25 protein-coding genes and 1 pseudogene are annotated in these 26,810 nt (G+C 70.3%); 12 read left to right on the top strand and 14 right to left on the bottom strand.

Annotated elements, in window-relative coordinates:
• Positions 1–2 precede the first annotated feature (2 nt).
• Genes C4T78_RS21640 through C4T78_RS21650 form a run of 3 tightly spaced genes read left to right on the top strand, consistent with a single transcriptional unit; the run spans position 3 to position 2,669 of the window.
• The gene (locus tag C4T78_RS21640; protein WP_093356287.1) at positions 3–1,016 is read left to right on the top strand and encodes a glycosyltransferase family 2 protein; all 1,014 of its coding nucleotides are present in this window, start codon (positions 3–5) and stop codon (positions 1,014–1,016) included.
• Complete coding sequence (locus C4T78_RS21645) at positions 1,003–1,398, top strand: GtrA family protein (RefSeq protein WP_093356288.1); 396 nt, start codon at positions 1,003–1,005, stop codon at positions 1,396–1,398. Before C4T78_RS21640 ends, C4T78_RS21645 begins: the two co-directional genes overlap by 14 nt.
• Entirely contained in the window at positions 1,395–2,669 is a 1,275-nt protein-coding gene (locus tag C4T78_RS21650) for an NAD(P)/FAD-dependent oxidoreductase (RefSeq protein ID WP_093356289.1), read from the top strand. The genes C4T78_RS21645 and C4T78_RS21650 overlap by 4 nt, the downstream gene beginning before the upstream one ends.
• 15 nt (positions 2,670–2,684) lie before the next feature.
• On the opposite strand, the gene C4T78_RS21655 is transcribed toward C4T78_RS21650, so the two are convergent.
• The gene (locus tag C4T78_RS21655) at positions 2,685–3,437 is read right to left on the bottom strand and encodes an SDR family NAD(P)-dependent oxidoreductase (protein WP_093356291.1); all 753 of its coding nucleotides are present in this window, start codon (positions 3,435–3,437) and stop codon (positions 2,685–2,687) included.
• Between the two features lie 14 nt (positions 3,438–3,451).
• Positions 3,452–4,204, bottom strand: coding sequence for an SDR family oxidoreductase (locus tag C4T78_RS21660; RefSeq protein ID WP_093356340.1), 753 nt, complete (start codon positions 4,202–4,204; stop codon positions 3,452–3,454).
• A gap of 102 nt (positions 4,205–4,306) precedes the next feature.
• Here C4T78_RS21660 and C4T78_RS21665 point away from each other — a divergent pair.
• Positions 4,307–5,133 (top strand): annotated as a pseudogene (locus tag C4T78_RS21665) (helix-turn-helix domain-containing protein).
• A gap of 96 nt (positions 5,134–5,229) precedes the next feature.
• On the opposite strand, the gene C4T78_RS21670 reads toward C4T78_RS21665, so the two are convergent.
• From C4T78_RS21670 to glf, 5 genes are all read right to left on the bottom strand, one after another.
• Positions 5,230–6,810: an alkaline phosphatase D family protein gene (locus tag C4T78_RS21670; protein ID WP_093356292.1), complete on the bottom strand. Its 1,581-nt coding sequence runs from the start codon at positions 6,808–6,810 to the stop codon at positions 5,230–5,232.
• A gap of 148 nt (positions 6,811–6,958) precedes the next feature.
• Positions 6,959–7,921 carry a decaprenyl-phosphate phosphoribosyltransferase gene (locus C4T78_RS21675; RefSeq protein WP_374703896.1) on the bottom strand — a complete coding sequence of 321 codons (963 nt, stop codon included), beginning with the start codon at positions 7,919–7,921 and terminating at the stop codon, positions 6,959–6,961.
• Positions 7,922–8,435: 514 nt separating this feature from the next.
• Positions 8,436–9,017: a phosphatase PAP2 family protein gene (locus tag C4T78_RS21680; RefSeq protein ID WP_374703891.1), complete on the bottom strand. Its 582-nt coding sequence runs from the start codon at positions 9,015–9,017 to the stop codon at positions 8,436–8,438.
• Positions 9,018–9,039: 22 nt separating this feature from the next.
• Positions 9,040–11,001, bottom strand: a complete 1,962-nt coding sequence (locus C4T78_RS21685) for a glycosyltransferase (RefSeq protein ID WP_093351090.1) — start codon at positions 10,999–11,001, stop codon at positions 9,040–9,042.
• 1 nt (position 11,002) lies between these two features.
• Complete coding sequence (gene glf / locus C4T78_RS21690; protein ID WP_093351088.1) at positions 11,003–12,193, bottom strand: UDP-galactopyranose mutase; 1,191 nt, start codon at positions 12,191–12,193, stop codon at positions 11,003–11,005.
• Positions 12,194–12,498: 305 nt separating this feature from the next.
• Between glf and C4T78_RS21695 the strand changes: the two genes are divergently transcribed.
• The gene (locus tag C4T78_RS21695; RefSeq protein ID WP_103908152.1) at positions 12,499–13,746 is read left to right on the top strand and encodes a glycosyltransferase 87 family protein; all 1,248 of its coding nucleotides are present in this window, start codon (positions 12,499–12,501) and stop codon (positions 13,744–13,746) included.
• A gap of 321 nt (positions 13,747–14,067) precedes the next feature.
• Positions 14,068–15,090, top strand: a complete 1,023-nt coding sequence (locus tag C4T78_RS21700) for a peptidoglycan recognition protein family protein (RefSeq protein WP_093351085.1) — start codon at positions 14,068–14,070, stop codon at positions 15,088–15,090.
• A gap of 208 nt (positions 15,091–15,298) precedes the next feature.
• Here the strand turns inward: C4T78_RS21700 and C4T78_RS21705 are convergent, their stop codons facing one another.
• Positions 15,299–16,111 carry an HAD family hydrolase gene (locus C4T78_RS21705; protein ID WP_093351083.1) on the bottom strand — a complete coding sequence of 271 codons (813 nt, stop codon included), beginning with the start codon at positions 16,109–16,111 and terminating at the stop codon, positions 15,299–15,301.
• A gap of 123 nt (positions 16,112–16,234) precedes the next feature.
• Between C4T78_RS21705 and C4T78_RS21710 the strand changes: the two genes are divergently transcribed.
• Entirely contained in the window at positions 16,235–17,107 is an 873-nt protein-coding gene (locus C4T78_RS21710) for an LLM class flavin-dependent oxidoreductase (RefSeq protein WP_093351080.1), read from the top strand.
• 109 nt (positions 17,108–17,216) lie between these two features.
• Here C4T78_RS21710 and C4T78_RS21715 read toward each other — a convergent pair whose 3' ends face one another.
• A complete protein-coding gene (locus C4T78_RS21715) occupies positions 17,217–17,807 on the bottom strand; it encodes a helix-turn-helix domain-containing protein (protein WP_235863457.1) in 591 nt (196 codons plus the stop codon).
• 96 nt (positions 17,808–17,903) lie between these two features.
• Here C4T78_RS21715 and C4T78_RS21720 point away from each other — a divergent pair, with 96 nt between their 5' ends.
• Positions 17,904–18,497 (top strand): endonuclease, encoded by a 594-nt coding sequence (locus C4T78_RS21720; RefSeq protein WP_093351075.1) that lies wholly within the window; start codon positions 17,904–17,906, stop codon positions 18,495–18,497.
• 263 nt (positions 18,498–18,760) lie between these two features.
• On the opposite strand, the gene serS is transcribed toward C4T78_RS21720, so the two are convergent.
• The 3 genes from serS to C4T78_RS21735 all read right to left on the bottom strand — a co-directional run bounded on the left by serS (position 18,761) and on the right by C4T78_RS21735 (position 21,975).
• Positions 18,761–20,023 carry a serine--tRNA ligase gene (gene serS, locus C4T78_RS21725; RefSeq protein WP_093351072.1) on the bottom strand — a complete coding sequence of 421 codons (1,263 nt, stop codon included), beginning with the start codon at positions 20,021–20,023 and terminating at the stop codon, positions 18,761–18,763.
• Between the two features lie 116 nt (positions 20,024–20,139).
• Positions 20,140–21,309 (bottom strand): glutathionylspermidine synthase family protein, encoded by a 1,170-nt coding sequence (locus C4T78_RS21730; protein WP_093351070.1) that lies wholly within the window; start codon positions 21,307–21,309, stop codon positions 20,140–20,142.
• Positions 21,310–21,312: 3 nt separating this feature from the next.
• Complete coding sequence (locus C4T78_RS21735; RefSeq protein WP_235863456.1) at positions 21,313–21,975, bottom strand: hypothetical protein; 663 nt, start codon at positions 21,973–21,975, stop codon at positions 21,313–21,315.
• A 138-nt stretch (positions 21,976–22,113) separates the two neighbouring features.
• On the opposite strand from C4T78_RS21735, the gene C4T78_RS21740 reads away from it, so the two are divergent.
• On the top strand, positions 22,114–23,115 hold the full coding sequence (locus tag C4T78_RS21740) for a septum formation family protein (protein WP_093351244.1): 1,002 nt from the start codon (positions 22,114–22,116) through the stop codon (positions 23,113–23,115).
• Positions 23,116–23,132: 17 nt separating this feature from the next.
• Complete coding sequence (locus C4T78_RS21745) at positions 23,133–23,483, top strand: metallopeptidase family protein (protein ID WP_093351065.1); 351 nt, start codon at positions 23,133–23,135, stop codon at positions 23,481–23,483.
• 247 nt (positions 23,484–23,730) lie between these two features.
• On the opposite strand, the gene C4T78_RS21750 is transcribed toward C4T78_RS21745, so the two are convergent.
• Entirely contained in the window at positions 23,731–24,378 is a 648-nt protein-coding gene (locus tag C4T78_RS21750; RefSeq protein WP_093351062.1) for a histidine phosphatase family protein, read from the bottom strand.
• A gap of 136 nt (positions 24,379–24,514) precedes the next feature.
• A complete protein-coding gene (gene pheA, locus C4T78_RS21755) occupies positions 24,515–25,438 on the bottom strand; it encodes a prephenate dehydratase (protein ID WP_093351060.1) in 924 nt (307 codons plus the stop codon).
• A gap of 160 nt (positions 25,439–25,598) precedes the next feature.
• Here pheA and C4T78_RS21760 point away from each other — a divergent pair, with 160 nt between their 5' ends.
• Together C4T78_RS21760 and C4T78_RS21765 are read left to right on the top strand one after the other, a co-directional pair.
• Positions 25,599–26,198, top strand: a complete 600-nt coding sequence (locus C4T78_RS21760; protein ID WP_235863455.1) for a macro domain-containing protein — start codon at positions 25,599–25,601, stop codon at positions 26,196–26,198.
• Positions 26,199–26,263: 65 nt separating this feature from the next.
• Complete coding sequence (locus tag C4T78_RS21765) at positions 26,264–26,776, top strand: DoxX family protein (protein ID WP_093351055.1); 513 nt, start codon at positions 26,264–26,266, stop codon at positions 26,774–26,776.
• Positions 26,777–26,810: the final 34 nt, after the last annotated feature.

Genomic DNA, 26,810 nt, shown 5'->3' on the forward strand with positions numbered 1-26,810 from the left:
CCATGGCCGACACGATGCGCCAGCAGGTCCGGATTCCGGTGCCGCAGCAGCAACCGCGCAGCAGCGCTCCGGAAGGCCCCCCGCTGGTCTCCTACGTGCTCCCCGTCTTCAACGAGGTGGACGGCATCCGCCACTTCCACGAGGAGCTGACCTCCACCACCGCGACCCGCCCCGAGTTCGACTACGAGTTCGTCTACGTCAACGACGGATCCGCGGACGGTTCGCTGGAAGTCCTGCGGGACATCGCGAAGAACGACCCGCGGGTGCGGGTGGTGGACTTCGCGCGCAACTACGGCCACCAGATCGCCATCACCGCCGGGCTGGACCACGCCCGCGGCGACGCGGTGATCGTGATGGACACCGATCTGCAGGACCCGCCGCAGGTCAGCCTGGAGCTGATCGACGCGTGGGTGGCAGGCGCGGAGATCGTGTCCGCGCGCCGCCGCACCCGCCAGGACACGCCGTTCAAGCGCGTCACCGCCGCCGGTTACTACCGGGTGCTGCGGCGCTGCGCCGAGGTCGACATCCCGGTGGACACCGGCGACTTCCGGCTGCTCAACCGCCGCGCCGCCGAGGAGCTGCGCGGTTTCCGCGAGCGCAGCCGGTTCATCCGCGGCATGGTCGCCTCGATGGGCTTCGAGCAGCAGGAGGTGCTGTTCGACCGCGACGAGCGCGTCGCGGGCGAGACCAAGTACCCGATGCGCAAGATGCTGCGGCTGGCGGCCGACGGCGTCACCGGCTTCTCCACCGTCCCGCTCAAGATGATCACCCGGATGGGGTTCATCACCTTGGGGCTGGCGCTGCTCGGCATCATCTACGCGGTGACGCTACGGCTGTTCTTCCCCGCGGTGACGGTGTCCGGCTGGACCATGCTCATGGTCGCCATGCTGTTCCTCGGCGGGCTGCAGATGCTCTCGCTCGGGGTTATCGGCAGCTACGTCGGCCGCATCTACAGCGAGGTGCAGCAACGTCCGCTCTACATCGTGCGGGATGTGATCCGGCATGACGCGGACTGAACAGCGGCCGCTGGTCAGCCCGGAGCTGCTGCGCTACGCGGCGATCGGCGCCAGCGGAGTGCTGCTGGACTACCTGCTGTTCCTGCTGCTGTACAACGCTTTCGGGCTGCACGAGCAGGTGGCCAACGTGATCAGCACGACCGCGGGCATCACGAACAACTTCGTGCTCAACGCGCTGTTCAACTTCCGCAAGCGGGACCGGATCCTGGTGCGCTTCCTGCGGTTCTACGCCGTCGGCGTGGCGGGCATCGGCCTGACGTTCGCGCTGCTGCAGGTCTTCTCCGGCTGGCTCGGCATCGACCCGAACCTGGTCAAAGCGGCGTCCCTGCCGATCGTCCTGATCGTCCAGTACACCATCAACAAGAAGTGGAGCTTCGGATGAGAGTCGGCATCGTCGGTGCTGGTGCTACCGGGTTGACCGCGGCCTACGACGCGGTCAAGGCCGGGCACGACGTGACGGTGCTGGAGGCCTCCGCCGAACTGGGCGGGCTGGCCGCGTCGATCGAGGTCGGCGGCACGCCGCTGGAGCGCTTCTACCACCACAGCTTCCGCACCGACCGGGCCATGATCGGGCTCGTCGAGGAGCTCGGGCTCGGCCACCTGCTGTGGTTCCACCGGCCCACCACCGGGGTCTACGTCGACGGGCAGCTGCACGACTTCGGCACCCCGCAGGAGATGCTGCGGTTCCCGGGCTTCTCGCTGCTGGACAAGTTCCGCTTCGGGGCGACGGCGGCGGTTCTGAAGGCGGTTCGCAGCGGGCAGCGGTTCAACTCGGTGCGGGCGCTGGAGTGGATGCGCCGCTGGGCCGGGCGGCGCGTCACCGCGAACATCTGGGAACCGCTGCTGGAGGGCAAGTTCGGCATCCACGCCGAGCAGATCTCGATGGCCTGGCTGTGGGCCAGGATCCACTACCGCACCTTCGAACTCGGTTACGTGCACGGCGGTTTCGAGCAGGTGTACCGCGCGCTGCTGGACGCGGTGACCGAGCGCGGCGGGAAGGTCGAGTTCGGCAAACCGGTGGCCACCATCCGCCAGCCCGGCGCGACGGTCCTGGTCGGTGCCGGGGACGGCAGCAGCTACGAGTTCGACCGGGTGATCGTCACCGTCCCCCAGCCGGTGTTCGCGCAAGCGGCGGGCATCGAGACCGACGACGTGCTGTGGCGCAACCAGTACCTGGGCGCGACGTGCTTCATCCTGGAGTGCGACCGCAGCGTCATCCCGCACTACTGGCTGAACATCAACGACACGGCGTTCCCGTTCCTGGCGGTCGTGGAGCACACGAACATGGTCGATCCCGCCGAGTACGGCGGCCGCCACATCGTCTACGTCGGAAACTACGTGCCGCGCGACGACTGGCGGTTCAACACCGACCCGGCCGAACTGCTGGAGCGCTACGTGCCCTGGCTGCGCAAGCTGAACCCGGAGTTCGACCGCTCCTGGATCCGGAACTGGCACTTCTCCAAGGCGCCCTTCGCCCAGCCGATCGTGACGCCGGAGTACCGCTCGCTGATCCCCGGGCACCGCACGAAGATGCCCGGCGTGACGCTGGCGACGATGTCCCAGATCTACCCGCAGGACCGCGGCCAGTCCTACGCGATCGCCATGGCCCACGAGGTCACCGACCGACTCGGCCTCAGCAACCGGCGCCCGTAGCGGGAACCGCCCGGCTCACCGGGCGGTCCACCCGCCGTCGACGGCGACCAGCGCGCCGGTGATGAAGCTCGCCGCGTCGGAGGCCAGGAAGGCAACCGCTTCGGCGACCTCCTCGGGCCGTCCGATCCGGCCGATCGGGTGCGACGGCCCGAAGGAGGCGAGCATCTCGCGGCCGTTGTCGACGACGCCCTCCATGATGTCGGTGTCGATCACGCCGGGCAGCACCGCGTTGGAGCGGATGCCCTTCGGACCGCCCTCGATGGCGAGCACGCGCGTCATCTGCGCCAGCGCGCCCTTGGACGCGGCGTAGGCGGTCTGCGTCTCGAAGGCGACGACCGACGAGACCGAAGCGATCGAGACGATCGCACCGCCGGCCTCCATCGCCCGGAACGCCTCGCGCGCCTGGACGAAGTTCCCGCGCGCGTTGACGCGCATGATGGCTTCGAAGTCCTCGACGGAGGTCTCGGTGACCGGTTTGTTCAGCGTGCGGCCCGCGTTGTTGACCAGGACGTCGAGGCGGCCGAACCGATCGCGGGCCAGTGCCATCGTCTCCCGGGCCAGGTCCTCGTCCGCGACGTCGCCGACGAGTGCGGCCACGTGGTCCGGGGCGGCCTCGGCGAGCTCCGCGACGGCCGGGGCCTGGTCGGTGACGACCAGGCGGGCACCGCGTGCTCGGAGCAGCTCGGCGGTGGCGCGCCCGATACCGCGGGCGGCGCCGGTGACGACCGCGACGCGGCCGGTGAGGTCCCAGCTGGTGGGGGTGGTCATCGGGTTCTCCTCGTTCAGCGCTGGCGGGTCGGTCGGACGACGATCTCGTTCACGTCCACGTCGTCGGGCTGGTCCAGGGCGTAGGACACCGCGCCCGCGATGGCATCCGGTTCCATCGCGTGCTTCCGGTAGGTGCGCATCGCCGCGGCCGCTTCCCGGTCGGTGATGGAGTCCGCGAGTTCGGAGGTGACCACGCCCGGCGAGATGGTCGTGACCCGGATCGCGGGGTCGGCTTCCTGTCGCAGGCCCTCGGTGATCGCCCAGGCCGCGTACTTCGTGCCGGAGTACACGGCGCCGGTGGGCACCACCTGGTGCGCTCCGATGCTCGCGATCGTCACGAAGTGCCCGGAACCCTGCGCGGTGAAGTGCGGCAGCGCGGCGGCGATCCCGTGCAGCAGGCCGCGCACGTTGACGTCGATCATCCGGTCCCACTCGTCGACGAGCAGGCTGTCCAGGCGTGACAGCGGCATGACTCCGGCGTTGTTGACCAGGACGTCGACGCGCCCGAACCGCTCGCGGGCGAGCTCGACGAACGCTGCGACGTCCGCCCGGTCGGTGACGTCGAGCCGGACCGGGTGCAGGCTCCCGCCCGAGCGGCTCGCCCGCGGTGCGGTGCGCTCGGCCAGCTCCTGCAACCGGTCTTGCCGCCGCGCACCCGCGACGACGTGGTGCCCGCTGCCGACCAGGCGGGTGGCGATGGCCTCGCCGATCCCGCTGCTGGCTCCGGTGACGAGCACGATCTTCCGGTCCTGCGATTCATCGGTCATGCTCACGACGATGTCCGGGCCCGCCGCCCCGCGGGAGGCCACGACGTTCCTGGGAGCACTGCACCCACGACGGCCGCCGGTCGGCTCCCCTACGCTGCCGACGTGGGACGATCCGAACTCGGCGAGTACCTCAGCGGGCGGCGGGCGCAGCTCGCCCGGACGAGGCGAACCTGCCCAGCACCGGTCCCCGCCGGGTCCCCGGGCTGCGGCGCGAAGAGGTCGCCCTGCTGGCCGGGGTGAGCGTCGACTACTACATCCGGCTCGAGCAGGGCCGTGAGCGAACACCGTCGGCGCAGGTGGTCGATGCCCTGGCCACCGCGCTCCGCCTCGGCGAGGACGGCCGCCAGCACCTGTTCCGCCTGGCCGGGCTGAGTCCGCGCGCCCGCGCCGCCGCGGTGCCCGACCGGGTCGACCCGAGCCTGCTGGAGCTGATGTCCGCGTGGCCGCACAACCCGGCCATCGTCTACAACCGGGCGTTCGACGTGCTGGCGTCCAACGCGATCGCGGACGCGCTCTTCCACGACTGGGCGCACTCGCGGAACCTGATGCACGTCGTGTTCACCGATCCGGCGGCGCGGACGTTCTACCGGGACTGGCGCGAGGTCGCCCGCAACTCCGTCGCGGGCTTCCGCCTCGGCCACGGCAAAGCACCCGACGACCCGCGGATCCAGCAGGTGCTCGCGGAGCTGCTCGACGCCAGCTCCGCGTTCGCCGAGCTGTGGAGCAGCCACGACGCCCGCGGCAAAGCACTGGAGCGCAAGGACTTCGAGCACCGCGACGTCGGACCGCTGACGCTGACCATGCAGACCTTCGACGTGCGATCCCGCCCCGGCCAGGAGCTCGTCGTCTACCACGCCGAACCGGGCTCGCCGAGCAGCGAGGCCCTGGCACTGCTCGGCACCCTCGCCGCGACGGGCCGGCGGACCTGAGCCGGGTGCCCGTGAGTGCTTTGTGGGGCTATAGCACCCCAAAGCACTCACGGCACCTGACCTACCGCGCTCAGCAGAACGGGCCGGGCACCACCGTCAGGCCTCGTTGAGCCCCGGTTTGCCGTCTTCGATCACGAACGAGGCGAGGGTTTGCACCGGCGCTCCCGGCTTGGAGACGTACGGGAGGACCCGGTAGTCCGCGCGCAGCTCGTCGGGCGTGATCCTGGTGCTGATGTAGCCGCGCTGGTTGCTGTAGAGGCGGACGTGCGGGTTCTCCTCCAGGTACGCCTTCTCCTTGTCCGTGAGCTGGGCCGATCCGTCGCCGCCGCTGGTGATCGACGTCGTGGTCAGCTCGGTGCCGACGATCTCGTCGCGGTGGTGGATGTCGTTGGCCCAGTGGGTGTGCACGTCGCCGGTCAGCACCACCGGGTTGCGCACCTTGGCCCGCTTCCAGCCCTGCACGACGCGCTCGCGGGAGCCGACGTAGCCGTCCCAGGCGTCCGGGTTGTAGCCCTTCTCCTCGCCGTTGAGGTAGTCGATCTCGGCGAACATGACCTGCTGTCCCAGCACGTCCCAGCGGGCGTTGGACTGCTGCAGGCCCTTGAGCAGCCAGCGCTCCTGCTCGGCGCCGGTGAGGCTGCGCTTCGGGTCGAGCCGCTGCGGGTCCTGGGTCGGGAACTTGTCGCCGCCCACCTGGTCGTCGCGGTACTGGCGGGTGTCGAGCATGTGGAAGCTGGCCAGCCGGCCCCACTGGACGCGGCGGTGCAGGCGCAGGTCGATGCCGCGCGGGATCTGCGCCCGGCGCAGCGGCATGTTCTCGTAGTAGGCCTGGAAGGCGGCCTTGCGGCGCTCCAGGAAGTGCGGCTGCGGGATCTCCGGCTTCTCGTGGATCTCGTCGGCCCAGTTGTTGTCCACCTCGTGGTCGTCCCACACCACGACCCACGGGGCCGCCGCGTGCGCGTGCTGGAGGTCGGGGTCGGACTTGTACTGGGCGTGCCGCTGCCGGTAGTTCGCCAGCGTCTCGGTCTCCGGCCCGGCGTGGTCGCGCGGGTTGCCGCCCGGCGCCACGTAGACGCCCGCCTCGTACTCGTAGTTGTAGTCGCCCAGGTGCAGGACCAGGTCCGGGTGCTCGTCGGCGAGGTGGCGGTAGGCGGTGAAGTAGCCGTGCTCGTACTGCGCGCACGACGCGAACGCCATGGACAGGCTGGTCAGCGCGCCGGGCAGCGGCGCGGTTCGGGTGCGGCCGGTCGGCGACAGCGAATCCCCGGCGCGGAAGCGGTAGAAGTAGTCGCGGTCCGGGCGCAGGCCGGTCAGCTCGACGTGCACGCTGTGGCCCAGCTCCGGCGCGGCCTGCGCCTCACCGCGCTGCACGACGCGGGCGAACCGCTCGTCCTCGGCGACCTCCCACTGCACCGGGAGCGCCTTGTCCGGCATGCCGCCCATGCCGTCCTCGGCGAGCGGGTCGGCGGCCAGCCGGGTCCACAGCACCACGCCGTCGGGGGCGGGATCGCCGGAGGCGACGCCCAGCGTGAAGACCTCACCGCGGCGGGGCGAACCGGCCCCCGGCAGCGCGGCAACGGGCAGCGCGGCGGCAGTGGTCAGCGCTGCGGCGCCGGCGAGCGTGCCGCCCAGCAGCACGCTGCGCCGCGAAACGGATTCGGGCACGAGGACCTCCATCGTTCGGGAAACGGGCTCAACCCTCGCCCGGAGCGATGAAGAGGCGCTGCCATCCGGGTGATCGAGAGGTGAACAAGCCGTCGCGGCGCCACCTCGGTGAACGCGAAAGCGCCCCCGGTCCGGGAACCGGGGGCGCTGTTCGGGTCGCTCAGAGGTAGAAGGCCAGGAAGAGGCAGCCGGCCAGGATCAGGCCGAGGACCATCAGGACCTTGTCCTTCAGGACCACTTCTTCCGGTTCGCCCGCCACGCCCTTGTCGATGTCGACCGCGTAGCGCAGGATCGCCACCACCATCGGGACGATCGAGATCAGGCCCCAGCGGGACATCTCGAACTCGCGGATGTCGTAGGCCCACAGGGCGTAGGACATGATCGTGATCGCGGCCGCGATGGCCCACACGAACCGCAGGTAGGACGGCGAGTACGCCTTCAGCGACTTGCGGATCTTGGCACCGGTCTCCATCGCCAGCTTCACCTCGGCGTAGCGCTTGCCCGCCACCATGAACAGCGAGCCGAACGCGACGATCAGGTAGAACCACTGCGTGATGACCAGACCGGCGGCGGCACCACCGGCGATGGCGCGCAGCAGGAAGCCGGAGGCCACGATGCACAGGTCGATCACCGGCTGGTGCTTCAGGCCGAAGCAGTAGCCCAGCTGGACGGCGATGTAGACCGCCATCACCATGAACAGCGACATGCTGGTCAGGCCGGAGATCAGCAGCGATCCGCCGAGCAGCAGCACGCACACCGCGTACGCGATCGGCAGCGGGATCAGGCCCGCCGCGATCGGCCGGTTGCGCTTGGTCGGGTGCTGGCGGTCGGCCTCGACGTCGATGGCGTCGTTGACGAAGTAGATGCCGGAGGCGGCCATCGAGAACACGATGAACGCCACCACGGCGTGCCCGAGCACGCTCGGGTCCAGGATCTGGCCCGCCGCGAACGGCACGGCCAGCACCAGGACGTTCTTCACCCACTGCTTGGGGCGCAGTTCCTTGATCAGACCGGTGACCAGGCCCGCCGTGGTGCCCGCCTTGGCGGTCACCTTCGCGTGGTAGGCGTCCGAGGACTTGTCCTTGATGTCGTCGGACTTCTGCTTCGGCTCGGGCTCCAGCACCTCGTCGCCGAACTCGGCGCCGATGCTGCCCTCCGAGTCGGTCACCACAAGGCCAGCCGCCTCGGACTTGCCGCCGTCCTCGGCCAGCGCCGCGCCGACGCGGGCACCGTTGTTGCTGCCATCGGCGTCGGACTTACCAGCGTCCTCGGTCAACTCCTCGCCGACACCGGCACTGTTGCTGCCGTCGGACTCAGCCGCCTCGGACTTGCCGCCGTCCTCGGCCAGCGCCGCGCCGACGCGGGCACCGTTGTTGCTGCCATCGGCGTCGGACTTACCAGCGTCCTCGGTCAACTCCTCGCCGACACCGGCACTGTTGCTGCCGTCGGACTCAGCCGCCTCGGACTTGCCGCCGTCCTCGGCCAGCGCCGCGCCGACGCGGGCACCGTTGTTGCTGCCATCGGCGTCGGACTTACCAGCGTCCTCGGTCAACTCCTCGCCGACACCGGCACCGTTGCTGCTGCCGTCGGCCTCAGCCGCCTCGGTCTCGCCGGTGTCGGCCTCGGTTTGCTTCTTGTCAGCCACGGTTCCTCCGCCGTCTCATGAATCGCCGCACGCCCCACGCCACGGCACCGCCGAGCGCAGAACCGGCGACCACATCGCTCGGATAATGAACCCCCAGGACAAGGCGGCTGACCATCATCGGCGGCACCAGCGCCGGGGTCAGCTTCTTGCCCGTCAACCCGCCGTAGAGCACCGCGGCGGCCGTCGTGGACGTCGCGTGCGAGGACGGGAAGCTCAGCTTGCTCGGCGTGCCGACCAGCACCTGCACCTCGGGGTCGGACGGCCGGCGGCGGCGCACCACGCGCTTGATCGCGATCGAGGCGCCGTGCGCGACGGCGACTCCGGCGGCGGCGGTGAGCCACTCGCCGCGGCGCTCGCGGTCCACCAGCGCGCCGATCGCGCCGATGGCCAGCCAGCCACCCGCGTGCTCGCCGAACAGCGACATCGCCCGAGCGGTCTTGACCACGGCTGGCTTGGCCAGCGCGCCCTGCACCTTGCGCAGCGCGACGGTTTCGGGTGTGACCGTCGCCGGTGCTTCGTCGGCGGATGCGGCGACTGCCTCTTCGGGACCGGTCGCCGTCGTCAGCTCTGCCACATCGTCTCCGGGTGGATCGGGGTCACTTCTGGTCGAAGACCTGTTTCCAGGACTCCGGGCTGGTCAGCTCGGGCAGCGCCGCGCGGTAGACGGCGCACAGCCTGCTCCACTCCTGGCCGAGCCGCCGGTAGTTGGCCATGGCGCGCATGCCCAGCCGGCGGAACTCCTCCGGGTCGCGGCGGCGGAACGCCACCCCGCTGCCGTCGGCGTTGGACACCGTCGCGCTGTCGAGGTTGCCCAGCAGGAACCACCGGGCGCTGGCCGCGGGCACGTTCAGCTGCGGCCGCTCGCCGGCGTCCTTGGCCGGTTCCTTGAGGTTGTGCAGCAGCGCCTTGGAGGCGCGCGCCGCGATCACCGCCGGGTTCACCGGCGGCTTGAGCAGGCCTTCGGCCATGATCGGGTTCGCCGAGGGCGGCGGGAACTCGCGGGCCGACGGCAGCGTCTTGGCGTCGTCGTAGTCCTTGCGCAGCTCCCGGACCTCCGGCAGCGCCGTGCGGAGGCTGTCGAACAGTCCCTCCGGGCCCGCCATGAAGTCCTCCAGCGCCTTCTGCTGCACCGCGACCGTGGAGTACTCCATCGACAGCAGGTGCCGCAGCGTCAGCTTCAGGCCCTGCTTGATGATGTTGTTCTTGACCACGTCCGGGCTGTGCAGCGCGGCGAGGATCAGCCGGTTGCGGGTGTGGAAGTACGCCGTCCAGTCGGTGGCGTCGTTCTTGTCCGTCCACGGCATGTGCCAGATCGCGGCACCCGGCAGCGTCACCGTCGGGTACCCGCGCTCGCCAGCGCGCAGCGAGTACTCCGAGTCGTCGTGCTTGATGAACAGCGGCAGCGGCAGCCCGGTGCGCTCGATGACCTCGCGCGGGAACAGGCACATCCACCAGCCGTTGTAGGTGGAGTGGATGCGCTGGTGCAGCTTGGTGGTCTTGCGCAGCGGCTTCTTGGCGAAGTCGTGGTCGGTGACCGCGCCCGGCGCGGCCCGCCAGATGCCCTGGCCGAGGTCGACGACCTCGCCCATGGTGTGCAGCCGCGAGCGGGCCTGCAGGTTCAGCATCTGGCCGCCGACGATCACCGGGTTCGTCGCGGCGCGGGCGAAGGCGTTCGCCCGCAGGACGCCGTCCGGCTCCAGCGCGATGTCGTCGTCGATGACCATGACCTGGTCGGCGTCCGAGTTGTAGATGCCCTCGTACATGACCCGGCCGAAACCGCCCGAGCCGCCGATGTTGTCCTGCTCGATCACGTGCAGCTTGTCGCCGATGCGGCGGGCCGCCTCGTCGAAGCCCTCGGTGTCGCGGATCTTCTGCGGGCCCTGGTCGGCCACCACGACGCGCTGCACGACCTCCATGACCTGCGGGTCCTCGCCCAGCGTCTGCAGGGCGAGCACGCAGTCGGCGGGTCGCATCGTGGTGGTGCCGATGACGACCTGCTGCTTGGGCAGCGGCACGTCGGTGGTCCAGGCCGCCTCGTCGATCTCCAGCGGCACGTCGTTGGTGAACAGGTCGAACCAGATCCACCCGCCGTCCTCGAACGGCGTCAGCGACACGCGGAACTCCAGCGACGTCCAGCCCTCGCTGTCCACCGGGGTGCCCTGCAGGTGGACGCTGTCGCCGTTGGCCTTCGAGCGGTAGACGTCGAGCCGACCGGCCCCCTTGACCTTCAGCCGCAGCACGACCTCGTCGACCTTGGTCCAACGCTTCCAGTAGCTGGCAGGGAAGGCGTTGAAGTAGGAGGCCAGGGAGATCTTGCGGTGCGCGGGCACCAGCAGCCGGCGCCGTGACACGACGGTCGCGGCGCTGTCCAGCGACGCCGGCTCGTCGATGTACAGCGGGCGCACGTCCAGCGGGTCCTCGCTGCGCGGGAACACCACGCGCTGCAGCACCTGCTGGGACGACACGTCGGCGGTACCGGAGCGCATCGACGTCACGTCGCTGATCTTGCTCTCCCCCGCGGCGGGAGAACGGTCCTCTCGGGGGGTCCGGTCGGTCACGTCAGTCCTCCAGCGAGCCGTCCAGCGAACGGCCCTCGGTGAAGTATGGAGCGATCTTGTTGTCGAACATGCTCAGCGCCGAGCCGATCGCCATGTGCATGTCCAGGTACTTGTAGGTGCCCAATCGCCCGCCGAAGACGACCTTGCGCTCCTTGGCCTCCTTCTTGGCCAGCTCGCGGTAGGCCTCCAGCTTGCGCCGGTCCTCCGGGGTGTTGATCGGGTAGTACGGCTCGTCCCCGCTCTCCGCGGACCGCGAGTACTCGCGGACGATGACCGTCTTGTCCTTCGGGTAGTAGTCCCGCTCCGGGTGGAAGTGCCGGAACTCGTGGATCCGGGTGTACGGGACCTCTTCGTCGGCGTAGTTCATCACCGACGTGCCCTGGAAGTCGCCGGTCTGCACGACCTCGGTCTCGAAGTCCAGGGTGCGCCAGCCCAGCTCGCCCTCGACGTAGTCGAAGTAGCCGTCCAGCGGGCCCGTGTAGACCACCGGGACGCCGGTCGGCAGCTCGCCGCGCACGTCGAAGAAGTCGGTGTTGAGCCGGACCTCGATGTTGTCGTGCTCGGCCATCTTGTTCAGCCACGCGGTGTAGCCGTCGACCGGCAGGCCCTCGTAGCTGTCGTTGAAGTACCGGTTGTTGAAGTTGTAGCGGACCGGCAGGCGGCTGATGATCGCCGCGGGCAGCTCCTTGGGATCGGTCTGCCACTGCTTCGCCGTGTAGCCGCGGATGAACGCCTCGTACAGCGGGCGTCCGATCAGCGAGATGGCCTTCTCCTCGAGGTTCTGCGCGTCCGCAGTCTCGATCTCGGACGCCTGCTCGGCGATCAGCGCCTTCGCCTCGTCCGGGGTGAAGGCGCGTCCGAAGAACTGGCCGAGCAGGCTCAAGTTCATCGGGAGCGAGTAGATCTGGCCCTGATACTTGGTGAACACGCGGTGCTGGTAGTCCGTGAACTCGGTGAACTGGTTCACGTAGTCCCACACGCGCTTGTTCGAGGTGTGGAAGAGGTGCGCCCCGTAGCGGTGCACCTCGATGCCTGTTTCGGGCTCCGCCTCCGAGTAGGCGTTGCCCCCGATGTGGTCACGACGGTCCAGCACCAGCACCCGCTTGTCCAGCTGGGTGGCGGCGCGCTCTGCGATCGTGAGGCCGAAGAATCCGGAACCAACAACGATCAGGTCATAGCCTGCGAAGCTCACAGCCGTCGAGGGTACTGGGGGCTTACCGCAAGGCCGAAACCGCGTTGACGTTCGCGGCTACGCATGGCTACGGCGCGTGTTGATATCGCCGCAAACAGCATCTTCTCGGCATTTTGAACGTTCTGCTCTCACCCACTCCGAGTAAGAACGGCAATACGGCACGCAACTATTCGTCACTGCTAATACCTGTCGGGCGATCCGCCCGGCGTGTCGTGAGCCGAGTAGGATCGCGGATCGCATTCTGCTGCGCCCCGCTCCCGCCGCTCGCGAGCGCGGGCGCCGGATCCGGGGTGGTGAACATCGGGGTGACACGTGCTCGTGACGGGCGGCACCTGCTGGTCGCGGCGATCGTGCTGGAGATCCTCGCGATCTGGTTCGTGCACTGGATCGACACCCGCGGCTACATCGACACCGAGATCTACCGGCTCGGCGCCCGCGCCTGGCTGAACGGCAACGAGGTGTACGGCGACGACCTCACCCCGGAGTCGCCGGACTCGGGCACGCTGCCGTTCATCTACCCGCCGTTCGCGGTGCTGCTGTTCGTGCCGCTGACCTGGCTCTCCGGCGACACCGCGGTGGTGCTGGTGTCGGTCGTCTCACACCTGGCGATCCTGGTCACCGCGTACTCGCTGGCCCGGTCGTCGAGCTACTTCGCGCCGCGGGCCGGGCAGCTGGCGGTGGCCACCGCGCTGCTGCTGCCGTGGCTCACGCTGATCGAGCCGACGCGCGAGACGCTCAACTACGGGCAGATCAACCTGCTGCTGATGGGCCTGGTGGCGGCCGACTGCCTGCTGCCGCGCACCCGCTGGCCGCGCGGCCTGCTGGTGGGCATCGCCGCCGCGATCAAGCTGACACCGCTCGGGTTCCTGCTGCTGTTCCTGCTGCGCCGCGACTTCCGCGCGATGGCGGTGACCGGCATCACGTTCGCCGCGACGGTGCTGATCGGGCTGATCGCCATGCCGCAGGACTCCGCGGACTGGTGGCTGGACTCGATGTTCTCCACCGGCGACTCCCTCGGCACCGTCTACGTGGGCAACATGACGTTGCGCAGCCTGATCGCCAAGCAGTCGGTGACCGGCTTCGAGCTGAACGCGCTGTGGGTGATCGGCTCGCTGCTGCTGCTCGCGCTGGCGGTGCTCGGCATGCGGTACGCGCTGCGGGTCGGCAACCTGCCGCTGGCGGTGTGCCTGAACGCGGTGTGGATCCTGCTGGTGTCGCCGATCTCCTGGTCGCACCACTGGGTGTGGGCCGGGCCGGCGCTCGCGCTGCTGTTCGCGATGTCGTTGCGGCACCGCTGGTACGGAGTGCTGTTCACGGTGGTGCTGTGCGCGCTGACGGTGCTGATCGCCCCGCAGTGGTACCTGCCGAACACCGGGGACAAGGAACTGGCCTGGACGTTCTCGCAGCAGGTGGTCGGCAACTCCTACACGCTGATCGGCATCGGGTTCCTGGTCGCCGCGGCGGTGGCCTGCGCGCGGTTCCGACCCGATTCCGTCCGCGCACCCGCACCCGTCGACGTGCCGCCGGCCGCCGCGCCCCAGCACTACCGCTGACCGGATTCGATCCCCGCTGGAATCGCGCATCCGTCGGCGTGTCACGCGCCCGACACACCGGCGTTTCCGCAATTTCAATTGAAATTCGACGTCCGATTTCCATTGAAATCGCCGCACCCGCCGGTGGAATCGGCGACGAGCGGGGAATTTCGGGGCTTCCGCCGGAGCGCTCGCCGGGGCCCGGGACCATCCACTGGGGACAGCGGTCACCCGGACAGAGCAGTTGACCGGCGGCTGATCGGAGTCCACCGCATACTCGCTTCGGTCCACCAAACGGTTCCGGCCGACGGCCGGGACCCCTGCGCGGAAACGAGGTACCGAATGCGTCGTCGGCTCGGATTCCCGATCGCGCTGCTGCTGGCCACGGCGGCGCTGCCCGCAGCGAGCGCCGCCGCCCCGGAGTCGAGCACCCGGATTCCGCTGCGCGAAGCTCCGCTGGACCGCACCCAGACCCGCGAGGTCCGCACCTCCACGCCGTTCGACCTGGTCGGATTCGCCTGGCGGGGACCGGCACCGGACCGGGTCGAGGTCCGCACCCGCGGCTCCGGGGAGTGGAGCGAGTGGACCGAGCTGGAGCCGGAAGCGGGCGGCAGCGAACCACTGTGGACCGGGCGGGCCGACACCGCGCAGGTGCGGGCGAGCCGCGGCGGCGCGGACGCGACCGGTGACCTCGAGCTGATCGCGATCGACCCGGGCACGAGCGCCGCCGTCACCCCGGACACGCGGATCGCCGGGTCACCGCCGGTCGTCGGGCGGGCGCAGTGGGGCGCCGACGAGAACCTGATGACCTGGCCGCCGGAGCCGACCCGGACCAAAGCGGTGATCGTGCACCACACCGCGGGCACCAACGACTACAGCTGCGCGCAGTCCGCCGACATCGTGCGGGCGATCTACCGCTACCACGCCGTCGAGCTGAAGTGGGGCGACATCGGCTACCACGCGCTGGTCGACAAGTGCGGCACCGTGTTCGAGGGCCGCGCGGGCGGGCTGCGCGGCGACGTCGTCGGCGGGCACGCGCGGGGCTTCAACCGCAACACCTTCGGCGTGTCGATGCTCGGCAACTACGACCGGGCGACGCCGAGCAGCAAGACCGTCGAGTCGGTCGCCGAGATCAGCGCCTGGAAGCTGGGCACCGCGGGCGTGCCCGCCGACGGCCGGACCGAACTGGTCGCCGAACCGGCGAACAACTCGCACCACCCCGCCGGGGCCGCGGTCTCGCTGCCGACGATCTTCGGGCACCGCGACGTGAGCCGGACGGTCTGCCCGGGTCAGCGCGGCTACGAGAAGCTCGACCCGATCCGCGCCCGCGCGGCGGTCCTCCAGCAGCGCCACGCCCGGCCCTGAACCCGGTTGATGCCCGCAGCCGCGGCGACCTAGACCTGCACGGCCTCCCCGAACTCCGCCCCGGCGCAAGCACCCCTGAGCCACGGTCCGGAGACCCACCCAACCGCACCCCAGGGGAACGTGACGAAACCCAGCCACAAGGAACCCCGAAAACGCAAGATCACTCCTGATCGCAACCACCACTGTGAATCGCGGAGAGGCGGAACAGTCACCACCAGCGGCTGAGGAATTCGGCTACGCCGTCGTCGGTGTTGCTGGTGGTGACCTCGTCGGCCGCGGCCAGCGCGACCGGGTGGGCGTTGCCCATCGCCACCCCGCGGCCCGCCCAGGACAGCATCGGGACGTCGTTGGGCATGTCGCCGAAGGCGATCACGTCGGCCTGGTCGACGCCGAGGTCCGCGGCCACCGCGGCCAGGCCGGTCGCCTTGTCCACACCGGCCGCCGAGAGCTCGATCAGACCCGACGACGTCGAGTAGGTCAGCTGCAGCTGGGAGCCGAGCACCGCGCCCGCCGCCTCCGCCATCTCCGCGCTCGTCATGTGCTCGTGCAGCACCAGCAGCTTGACCGCGGGCTTGCCGGTCAGCTCGTCGGTGCCGGCGACGTGGATGTCCGCGTTCGGCCACACCCGGCGGAAATCGGCCTCGGCCAGGAACTGCTCGTGCGGCCGGTCGTGCGCGCCGTCCGTCGTGCGCTCCACCGCGAAGGCGCAGCCGGGCAGCTCGTGGCGCAGCTCGCGCACCACGTCGTGCAGCTCCAGGGCCTCGATCACGTGGCTCTGGAGCACCTGGTCGGCAGCGGCGTCGTAGAGCACCGCACCGTTCGCGCACACCGCCACGCCGGCCACCCCGAGGCCTTCGACGACCATCGGCATCCAGCGCGGCGGGCGACCGGTGACCAGCACGAACGGCGTCCCGGATGCGACCACCCGCTGCACCGCCCCAGCGGTTCGCGAGCTCACCCGCTCCATCGGGTCGAGCAGGGTTCCGTCCACGTCTGATGCCACCAGGCCGGGTTTGCGCACGCCGCCATCCTGCCTGGTGCGGGCGGGCGACCCCGGACCCAGCACCCCGCCGAGGCGACGCGCGCCACCCCGCATCACCTGATCGGGTCGATGGCGGTGGGGCTCGACCAGTACGGTCGACGTGTGCGAGTTGGGATCGTGATTCTGCCGGAGCACCGTTGGTGGGCCGCCGAGCCGCTGTGGCGGATGGCCGAGGAGTACGGCTTCGCCCACGCCTGGACCTACGACCACCTGGGCTGGCGGTCCCTTGTGGACAAGTCGTGGTTCGACGCGGTGCCGACCTTGACCGCGGCCGCGATGGTCACCTCGACCATCCGGCTGGGCACCCTGGTCGCCTCGCCGAACTTCCGGCACCCGGTGCACTTCGCGCGGGAGCTCACCGCGCTCGACGACATCTCCGACGGCCGGATCACGCTCGGCATCGGCGCGGGCAGCGCCGCCTTCGACAGCCGGGTGCTCGGCCAACCGGAGCTGACGCCCGCGCAGCGCTCCGACCGGTTCGCCGAGTTCCTGGAGCTGCTGGACCGGATCCTCACCCACGACTCCACCGACTACTCCGGCACCTACTACTCCGCCGTGGAGGCCCGCAGGCACCCCGGCTGCGTGCAGCTGCCCCGGCTGCCGTTCGTGGTGGCCGCCAACAGCCCCCGCTCGATGCAGCTGGCCGCCCGGTACGGCAAGGGCTGGGTCACCACCGGCCGCGCGGCGGAGGACCAGGAGGCGTGGTGGCGGTCGGTCGCCGAGCTCTCGCTGCGCTTCGCCGAGGCGCTCGCCGAGCAGGGGCGGGATCCGGCCAGGGTCGACCGCTACCTGCAGGCCGACGCGGCGCCGGTGTTCTCGATGTCCAGTGTGGAGCACTTCCGCGACGTGGTGGGCCGCGCGCGCGAGCTCGGCTTCACCGACGTGATCACCCACTGGCCGCGCGCCGACGGCCCCTACGCGGGCAAGGAGTCGACCGTCGAGGAGATCGCCTCGGAAGTCCTCCCGGAGATCTGATCAGTCCCCACAGCCTGGTGGTGGTTGCGTTGCTGGGGTGGTCGCTCAGCGGCTGAGTGCTTCCCCGGACTGCGAGTGCCCGTCCTGGTGTATGACCACGGCAGTGCCCTCAGACCTCACCGCGAGGTGAGGCGAGCAGCGTCGCGCCCACCGCGAGGAACTCGGCGGGCGCTCCGCCCAGGGCCGAAAGGCGGTGCGGGACGCGGGCGCTGAAGCTCACGCTGTCCCCGGCCCGCAGCGTCGTGGCGCCCTGGTCGAAGTCCACGTGCAGCTGGCCGCTGAGCACGTAGAGCCAGTCGTGGCCCTCGTGCTTGACCGGGCGCACTCCCTCGCTGGTCGGGGAGATCCGGTAGCGCGCGGCGTAGAGGCCGGGGATCACCGCGCGCGGGGTCAGCACCTGCAGCGCCATGCCGTCGGTGTCGACCGTCGGGACCTCGTTGCCGCGCAACACCATCGCCGCCGGTCCCGGCCTGCCGTCGGTGAACAGCTGGGACAGGCCGACGTCGAGCGCGGTGGCCAGCCTGGCCAGCACGTCCAGCGCCGGTGTCATCTCGCCCTGCTCGATGTTGATCAGGTGCGACACGTCGAGCTCCGCGCGGGCCGCGAGCTCGCCCTGGTCGAGCCCGCGCGAGGCCCGCAACCGGCGGATCCGGTCGCCGAGCCCGGCGAGAGCGCGCGAACTACCAGGGGTATCGGACACGTCGAACACCATAAGACGGGTGCGGCGGGTTCGCTGCGATCGCGCGTGTGCCCCGATGCCACGCCGGGTAGCCATCTTCGGCAGGAGGTGGTGGTGATGTCGATTCGGGAGACCGTGCAGCGCCTGCTGGACGACGAGGGCACCACCTACGCCGCCGAAGCCGGGATCAAGCTGGAGAACAAGCCCGCCCCGCTGTACCGGCTGCTGGTGCTGGCGCTGCTGCTGTCCACGCGGATCAAGGCGGAGCTGGCGGTGTCGGCGGCGCGGGAGCTCAGCGAGTTCGGCACTGCGCAGAAGATGTGCGACGCGACCTGGCAGCAGCGGGTGGACGCGCTCGACCGCGGGCGCTACGCCCGCTACGACGAGAGCACGGCGACGGCGCTCGGCAAGGGAGCTCAACTGCTGCTCGACCGCTACCACGGCGATCTGCGCCGGATGCGGGCGAAGGCCGACGGCGATCTGGACGTGCTGCGGGAGCTGCTCACCGAGGTGCCGCGGATCGGCCCGGTGGGCGCGGACATCTTCTGCCGCGAAGTGCAGCTGGTGTGGCCCGAGCTGCGGCCGTTCTTCGACGAGAAGGCCCTGGCAGGTGCGCGGAAGCTGGGCCTGCCGACGAAACCGGAACGGCTGGCCGAGCACGTCGAGGGCCACGACCTGGCCCGCCTGGCGGCCGCGCTGATCCGAGCTTGAGCGGCGGCGGTGCGAGACCACCGCCGCTCAGGGCTCCGGACTCCATCTCTGCCCTGGTCGGCCACGTGGCTGCGAAGGCCTACGCGGTGCATCGCAGAAGCCTCCGCAGGCGCATGACCCGCCCTCGCAACCTGCACCGCCGCGGGCTCTCAGAGGTCGCCTGGCGAGGAAAGCCCGTGCGCCGTGTATTGGGCACGGGATCCCGCAGCCAGGCGGCGTCTGAGGTTTCCGCACCGCCACGCAGAACGAGCCCGGAAACCTCACTACTTGGGTTCGAGGACCTCTCGGCCGCCGAGGAACGGGCGCAGGGCGACCGGGACGCGGACCGAACCGTCGGCCTGCTGGTGGTTCTCCAGGATCGCCACGATCCAGCGGGTGGTGGCCAGCGTGCCGTTGAGGGTGGCCGCGATGCGGGTGCGGCCCTCCTCGTCGCGGTAGCGGGTGTTGAGCCGCCGGGCCTGGAACGTGGTGCAGTTCGAGGTGGAGGTCAGCTCGCGGTAGGTCTGCTGGCTGGGCACCCAGGCCTCGCAGTCGAACTTGCGGGCCGCGCTGGCGCCGAGGTCACCGGCCGCGGTGTCGATCACCCGGTAGGGCACCTCGATCTTGGCCAGCATGTCCTCTTCCCAGGCCAGCAGGCGCTGGTGCTCCTCCTTGGCGTCCTCTTCCCGGCAGTAGACGAACATCTCCAGCTTGTTGAACTGGTGCACGCGGATGATGCCGCGGGTGTCCTTGCCGTAGGAGCCCGCCTCGCGGCGGAAGCAGGTCGACCAGCCCGCGTAGCGCAGCGGACCGTCGGAGAAGTCCAGGATCTCGTCCGAGTGGTAACCCGCCAGCGGCACCTCGGAGGTGCCGACCAGGTACAGGTCGTCGGCCTCCAGCCGGTAGACCTCGGTGGAGTGCGCGCCGAGGAAGCCGGTGCCGTCCATGATCTCCGGCCGGACCAGCACCGGCGGCACGACCAGGCTGAACCCGCTGGCGGTGGCCTGCGCGGCGGCCATGTTCAGCAGCGCCAGCTCCAGCTGGGCACCGATGCCGGTGAGGAAGTAGAACCGGGCGCCGGACACCTTCGCGCCGCGCTCCATGTCGAAGGCCCCGAGCGCGTTGCCCAGGTCGACGTGGTCGGAGACCTCGAAGTCGAACTCGCGCGGCACGCCGACGTGCTTGAGCACCGCGTAGTCGTCCTCGCCGCCCGGCGGGACGTCGGGCTCGACGATGTTCTGGACGGCCTTCTGCGCGCGCAGCAGCTCCTCGTCGGCCTCCGACTGCGCGACCTCGGCCTCCTTGACCTGCGCGGAGAGCTCCTTGGCCTGGGCCAGCAGCGCGTCGCGCTCCTCGCCCTTGGCCTTGCCGACCTTCTTGCCGAGCTGCTTCTGCTCGGCGCGCAGGTTGTCCGCGCGGGACACCGCGGACCTGCGACGCTCGTCGGCGGACAGCAGCGCGTCCACCAGGGACGCGTCTTCACCCCGCGCACGCTGCGAAGCGCGCACGGCTTCCGGATCATCGCGTAGCGTCTTCAGGTCGATCACAGCTGGTCAGCGTAGTCCTTCCCGCACCGACCCCGGCCCCTGGGTGCCGATTTCGCGCGAAATTGACCATCACCCGGGTGAACGCCGATTTCTCGCGAAATCGACGCGCACTCCGCTCAGCTGCCGCCGGGGATCCGGTGCGGGACGAAAGCCGCGCCGTCGTCGGTGATCAGGCCGGCCGTTTCGCGGATGCCGAGGCCGGCCGAGGAGTCGCCGACCACCCAGGCGCCGAGGGCCGGGCGCATGCCGTCGAACTCCGGCAGCGGGTCGAACGCCTGGTAGACGTAGCCCTCCTCGCCGTAGATGCCGGCCGTCTCGGTCTCCCAGCCCGGCGCCACCACGGTGATGTTGTTGCCCTCGCGGCCCAGCCGGGGCTTGCGGACGTACTCGGTGAGCAGGCCGGGCTGGTCCAGGAACGTCGGCAGCAGGTTCGGGTGCCCGGGGTGCATCTCCCACAGGATCGCCAGCAGCGCCTTGTTCGACAGCAGCATCTTCCACAGCGGTTCGATCCACTGGGTGGCGGGCAGCGTGCCGACCGCGTGCTTGCCGAACTCGTCGTCGACCATCCACTCCCAGGGGTAGATCTTGACGACGGAGTTCATCGGCGCCTCTTCGAGGTCGACGAAGCGCTCCAGCAGGTTGTCCCAGCCGATCTCCTCGATCGCCAGGCCGACGGTGTCCAGACCCGCCTCCGCCGCGGTCTCCTGCAGGTAGGCGGCGGTGATGTTGTCCTCACCGGTGGTGTCGGCGGAGGACCAGGTGAAGTGCACCTCGTTGGTCGCCAGCTGGTCCTTGATCTCGCCCCAGCGCTCCACCAGCTTCTCGTGGACGGAGTTCCACTGGTCGTCGCCCTCGTGGCACTCGGTCAGCCAGTGCCACTGCACGACCGCGGCCTCCAGCAGCGAGGTCGGCGTGTCGGCGTTGTACTCCAGCAGCTTGGCCGGGCCGGTGCCGTCGTAGCGCAGGTCGAACCGGCCGTAGAGGTGCGGGTCGCCGCGCTTCCAGGACTCGGCGATGCGCGGCCACACCCACTCCGGGATGCCGAAGTCCTTGTAGCGCTCGGTGGTGACCACGTGGTCCACCGCGTCCAGGCACATCGAGTGCAGCAGTTCGACGTCGGCCTCCAGGGAGAGCACCTCGTCGAGGCTGAACTCGTAGTGCACGCCCTCGTCCCAGTAGGGCCGCGCCGAGCCGTCCGCCGCGCGGGCGGGCGTGCCGAAGACGAGCCCCAGCTCCTCGACCTTGGCCTGCCAGTCCGGCCGCCGTTCGGTAGTCCTGCGTCGCACCCGTCAGCTCCCGCTGCTGCCGCTCTTGTTGTTGATGCCGAAGCCACCGCGCTGGATGGTCTTGCCGCTGGTGTCCTTGATGGTGGACCCGGTCGGCTTGGTGAAGGACGAGCCGGTCGCCGGCGATCCCACCGGCGGCGCCGACACACCGGCAGGCGTGTAGGCGTAGCGGTAGGAGTTGTAGTTGCCGCTCGGCATGCCACTGGGCAGGAAGATCGGCATGAAGAACATGCCGCCGGTGACGTGGCCGCCGTGGCTGTGCACGTACTGCTCGTTGCAGAAGTCGTCCTGGTCCCGGACGCCCGGCTGGCCGGACTGGTCGGTCGCGCAGTACTGCTCGCTGGCGTTGGCCTCGTTGCTGACCTCGGACGCCGAGTACATCGCGGCGACCAGCGCCACGACGCCGACCGTCACGCCACCGCCGATCATGATCCGGCGGCGCTTCTGGCTCTTCTGCTCCGCAGCCTCCAGCTCGGCGCGGTGCTTCTCCTCGCGGCGCTTCTCCGCCGCGATCCGGGCGCGCTGCTCCGCCAGCGTCGGTTCGCGCGGGGTCGTGCTCTCAGCGTCCTGGTGCCGGATCTGACCACGCGCCGGTCCCGCCGTCGGCTGCTCGGGCTGCTGCGGAGGGTTCGGCGGCGTACCCCCACCCGACTGCTCGTCTGCCACTGGCTTGCCATCTTCCGTCATAGCCCCACTCCCGGAAGCAACATTACCTACCCAGCTGACGGCCCCGGCAACGAATCGGTTCCGAACCAGCCGCAGGTAACCGCGCAACGCGATGTCGGACCAGGCATCATGTCCACGATGGCCGCGCCCGATGCACCCCAGAGCCCCAGCCGGAAGAAGCCGAACACCCGGCTGGTGATGATCTGCGCCGTGCTCGGCGCGCTGCTGGTCCTGGTGGTCAGCGCGCTGCTGAACTGGCCGACGGGCGGATCGTCGCGCAGCGGCGGGCCCAACCAGCTCGGCCAGTCCCCGGCGCCGAAGGTGGTGTTCAGCGCACCGCCGGGCAGCTGCCTGAACTGGGCCGAGCCCGACGCCTCCGACATCCGCCAGGTGACCTGCGCCGAGCCGCACCTGTTCGAGGTCACCGGCACCGCCGACCTGGGCCCGGAGTTCGGCCCGCAGGCCCCGTTCCCGAACACCGAGCAGTGGCAGGAGCTCAAGCAGGAGCGCTGCGTGGAGGTCTCCACCGGGTTCCTGTCCGGCCGGTTCGACCCCAACGGCCGGTTCAGCGTCGGTGCCTTCACCCCCAGCGAGGACGGCTGGGTCGACGGTGACCGGAAGCTGCACTGCGGCCTCCAGCAGCCCGGCCCGTCCGGCAAGCTCTACCCGATCACCGGCAGCGCCTCGACGATGGACCAGTCCAACACCTACCCGGAGGGCCGCTGCCTCGGCGTCAACGGCACCGCGGTGTGGGACCCGGTGGACTGCGCGCGGCCGCACTCGGTGGAGATCACCGGCGTGGTCGACCTCGCCGACCAGTTCCCCGGCGGCTACCCGGAGGAGAAGGCCCAGGACGACTTCCTGTTCGGCCGGTGCGAGGAGATGACCGGCCGCTACGCGGGCGGGCCGACGGTGGCCAAGGACAAGGGCCTCGTCGTCTACTGGGACACCCTCTCGCAGGAGAGCTGGGACGCCGGATCGCGGCAGGTCAACTGCAAGGTGAGCGCGCAGCTGCCGGACGGCAGCGGGCTGGCGCCGGTGACCGGCAGCGTCAAGGGCGAGGTGCGCGTCGGCACCGAGCCCGCGCCGCGCGTCACCGCTCCGGGCGAGCCCGGCGCACCCGCCACCGAGCCGCGCTGAGCTGGTAGAACGGGTCCATGCCGGTGGAGATGACCCGTGCCCGGTTCGAGGAGCTCGTCGCGGACGCGCTGGATCTGCTGCCCGCGGAGTTCGCGGCCGCGATGAACAACGTCGTGGTCCTGGTCGAGGACGCCGATCCCGAGGACCCGACGCTGCTCGGGCTTTACGAGGGCATCGCGCTGACCGAGCGCGACAGCACCTACGCCGGGGTCATGCCGGACCGGATCACGATCTACCGCGAGCCGCTGCTGGAGATGTGCGCCGACGAGGAGGAGCTGGTCGACGAGATCGCGGTGACGGTGATCCACGAGATCGCCCACCACTTCGGCATCGACGACGACAAGCTCCACGCCCTCGGCTGGGGCTGAGCGCGAACCCGCAACTTCAATTGAAATCAGACGTCCACCTTCAACGGAAACCAGACGTCCAACTCCCGTTGAAATCAGGTGTGCAATTTCAATGGAAGTTGCACACGACGTCGGCGTGTCGGCGCCCGACACGCCGACGGTGCGTCGGGTTTTGCGCAATTTCAATTGAAATATGACGTGAGATTTCAATTGAAATTGCGTGGTCGTCGAGAGCGCGTGGTCGTCCGGTTCCGGCGGTTTCTGTGGGTTAGAGGGTTGGGAGGCCGTCCCAGGCCTTGCAGGTCCAGCCGGTCGGGGCTTCGGGGTCGGATTCCAGGACGATCACACCTGTGTTGGGCAGGAAGACCGAGTCGGCCGTTGCGCCGTCGACGTTCGAGGCCAGCGCGGCGGCCGCCAGGCGCAGCATCGCGCCGTGGCTGACCAGTGCCACCGAGCCGTCCCCGGCGCCGTCGATCGCGCTGCGGGCTCCGGCGACGAACCTGGTCAGCGCCTCGCGGCCGGTTTCGCCGCCCGGCATCGGCACGTCGAGCTCGCCGCCGTGCCAGAGCGAGTAGACCTCGTGGAAGCTCCGCAGCGCCTCCGGGTCGCCCCGGCGCTCCAGGTCACCGGCGTAGACCTCGTGGGTGCCCTCGACGACCTCGACGGGCAGCTCGTGGCGCTGCGCCAGCGGTTGCGCCGTCTCCTGGGCGCGGATCGCGCGGCTCGCGTGGATCGAGACGATCTTCTCCTCGGCCAGCCGCACCGCCAGCTCCGCCGCCTGCTGCTGCCCGAGCTCGGTCAGGCCGGGGCCTGGCGGCAGCGTGTCGAGCACGCGAGCCACGTTGGCCGGGGTCTGCCCGTGGCGGATCAGGACCAAGCGCAGTCCGGTGGGCGCCGCCAGTTCCAGCCCGCTCATGCTGTTCCGCCTCTCCGCGATTCACAGGGGTAGCGACCAGAAACAATCTCGCGTTTCGCGGTTCCTCGTGGCCGGGTCGCGCCACGGTCCGCTGAGATGCAGTAGAGCAGAACTCGTGACCGCGACTCCGGGATGCTCATGCGAGACGTCCTGCTCGGACGTCTTCGACCCACTGGGCGGAGAGGCGGAAGGCCTGCTCGGAAGCCGTTTCGCGGACGCTGGCCGGGGAGCGGTCGGCCTTCGGGTAGGAGCCGAGGAACCGGACGGTGCTGCACCTGCGGCGCAGGGCGGTCAGCGCGTCGCCGATGCGGGCGTCCGCGACGTGGCCGTCGAAGTCCAGGAAGAACCGGTACTCGCCGAAGCGGTCCTTGATCGGGCGGGACTCGATGCGGCTGAGGTTGATGCCGCGCAGCGACAGCTCGGCGAGCAGCTCGGCGAGCGAGCCGACCTCGTCGCCGATCACCGCGCACACCGAGGTGCGGTCCGCGCCGGTCGGCTCCGGGAGCTTGCCGGGGCGCCGGACCAGCAGGAACCGGGTCACCGCATCGCGCACGTCGGCGATGCCGCCGACCAGCCGTTCCAGCGACGGGTAGTGCTCGACGGCGACCGGCGCGGAGATCGCCGCGTCGAACTCGCCTGCCGCCACCGCCGCCGCACCGGCCGCGGTCGAGCTGGTGGCCCGCACCTCCGCGCCGGGCAGGTTCGCCGCGAGCCAGTCGCGGACCTGCGCGAGCGCGTGCGGGTGGCTGGCCACGGTGCGGATCGCGCCCTGCTCGGTGCCCGGTCTGACCAGCAGGTCGAACTGCACCGGCAGCAGGGCTTCCTGGACGGCGACCAGCGGTTCGTCGGTGGTCAGCGCGTCGAGGGTCGCGGGCACCGAGCCCTCCACGGAGTTCTCCACCGGAACGCCGGCCGCCAGCACCTCGCCGCGGCGCACCGCGGTCAGCGCCAGCGGGACGGTCTCGAACGGCACGAGTTCGGCGTCGAAGTCCCCGGTGAGCGACCTGGTGGCTTGCTCGGTGAAGGTGCCCGCCGGGCCGAGGTACGCGATTTGTGGCACACGACCACCCTAGAGAAGCCACCTGAACCACCTCGACCTGCGGTTCGCGGAGCTGGGCCCCGCCCTCGCGAACCGGCCGCGGCGCCTCGGAACCGCAATGCACCCCAGGTGTGACCTACCCGATGCCACTTGTTCGGGCTTTCCTGCGATGCTGTGTGTCGTGACCGCAGATTCGGGGCGCTCGTCGGAGGGAGCGGAGCCGGAGCTGCAGCTCGTCCTGTGCGCGTTGGACGAGCCGCTGGCCGCAGCCTGGCAGGAGATCGCAGACGACCGCGCCGGACTCAGCGTCCACCGGGGTTCGGTGCTGGACCTCGCGGTCGACGCGGTGGTGAGCCCGGCGAACTCCTACGGCTGGATGCGCGGCGGCATCGACGCCGTGTACGCGCGGGCCTTCCCGGAGGTGGAGGAGCAGGTGCGCAGCGCCGTGCTCGCCTACCACGGCGGAGAGCTGCCGGTCGGCGAGGCGCTGCTGGTGCCCACCGGTGCGCCCAACCCCATCTGGCTGATCAGCGCGCCCACCATGCGGGAGCCCGGGGAGCTGTTGCCCGCCGACACCGTGCACCCCTACCTGGCGGCGCGCGCGGTGCTGCGGCTCTGGGCCAGCGCGGTGCTGGAGAACGGCGCGCTGGTGCGGCAGGTGGTGCGGTCGATAGCGATGCCCGGACTGGGCACCGGCGTCGGCGGCGTGGCGCCGGACCTGTGCGCGCGGCAGATCGCCGCGGCGTGGGACGAGGTCTTCACCCACGTGGATCAGCGCTGACGATCAGGCGGAACCGGACGGTGGTGAGTACCGTCGGGCGCACCGACCACCGAGGAGGTTCCCCGATGCTGATTCGCCGTTTGGCCCGACCGATGCTCGCCGCGGTGTTCATCTACGGCGGGATCGGGTCGCTGCGCGATGCGCCGAACCACGCCAAAGCGGCGGCCCCGCTGCTGGAGAAGGCCACCGGACCGATCAAGGACTCGCTGCCCGAACAGGTGCCCACCGACCCGGAGACGCTGGTGCGCATCGACGGCGCGGTCAAGATCGGGGCGGGCGTGCTGCTGGCGCTCGGCAAGTTCCCGCGGCTGTCGGCGCTGCTGCTGGCGGGCAGCGTCGTGCCGACGACGCTGGCCGCGCACGCCTTCTGGGAGATCTCCGACCCGCAGGAACGCGCGAACCAGCAGGTCCACTTCCTCAAGAACCTCGGGCTGCTCGGCGGCCTGCTGCTGACCGCGGTGGACACCGGCGGCAAGCCCTCCGTCGGCTACCGGGCCAAGCGCCGCGCGCGCAAGGTCTCCGCCCAGGCCCACCAGACGGCCGGCGCGGTCAAGGGCATGGCGAAGATCAAGAAATAGCGCCGGATCCGACCCTAAGCGCACCCGTCGGCGG

Origin of the sequence: Saccharopolyspora kobensis (assembly GCF_900108315.1) — a bacterium.
GTDB lineage: Bacteria > Actinomycetota > Actinomycetes > Mycobacteriales > Pseudonocardiaceae > Saccharopolyspora > Saccharopolyspora kobensis.

Excerpts from the sequence above, each read along its gene's own strand:
- C4T78_RS21640 (WP_093356287.1), top strand. The coding sequence starts at position 3 with ATGGCCGACACGATGCGCCAGCAGGTCCGGATTCCGGTGCCGCAGCAG.
- C4T78_RS21645 (WP_093356288.1), top strand. The coding sequence starts at position 1,003 with ATGACGCGGACTGAACAGCGGCCGCTGGTCAGCCCGGAGCTGCTGCGC.
- C4T78_RS21650 (WP_093356289.1), top strand. The coding sequence starts at position 1,395 with ATGAGAGTCGGCATCGTCGGTGCTGGTGCTACCGGGTTGACCGCGGCC.
- C4T78_RS21655 (WP_093356291.1), bottom strand. The coding sequence starts at position 3,437 with ATGACCACCCCCACCAGCTGGGACCTCACCGGCCGCGTCGCGGTCGTC.
- C4T78_RS21660 (WP_093356340.1), bottom strand. The coding sequence starts at position 4,204 with ATGACCGATGAATCGCAGGACCGGAAGATCGTGCTCGTCACCGGAGCC.
- C4T78_RS21670 (WP_093356292.1), bottom strand. The coding sequence starts at position 6,810 with ATGGAGGTCCTCGTGCCCGAATCCGTTTCGCGGCGCAGCGTGCTGCTG.
- C4T78_RS21700 (WP_093351085.1), top strand. The coding sequence starts at position 14,068 with ATGCGTCGTCGGCTCGGATTCCCGATCGCGCTGCTGCTGGCCACGGCG.
- C4T78_RS21720 (WP_093351075.1), top strand. The coding sequence starts at position 17,904 with ATGTCGATTCGGGAGACCGTGCAGCGCCTGCTGGACGACGAGGGCACC.
- C4T78_RS21740 (WP_093351244.1), top strand. The coding sequence starts at position 22,114 with ATGGCCGCGCCCGATGCACCCCAGAGCCCCAGCCGGAAGAAGCCGAAC.
- C4T78_RS21745 (WP_093351065.1), top strand. The coding sequence starts at position 23,133 with ATGCCGGTGGAGATGACCCGTGCCCGGTTCGAGGAGCTCGTCGCGGAC.
- C4T78_RS21750 (WP_093351062.1), bottom strand. The coding sequence starts at position 24,378 with ATGAGCGGGCTGGAACTGGCGGCGCCCACCGGACTGCGCTTGGTCCTG.
- C4T78_RS21765 (WP_093351055.1), top strand. The coding sequence starts at position 26,264 with ATGCTGATTCGCCGTTTGGCCCGACCGATGCTCGCCGCGGTGTTCATC.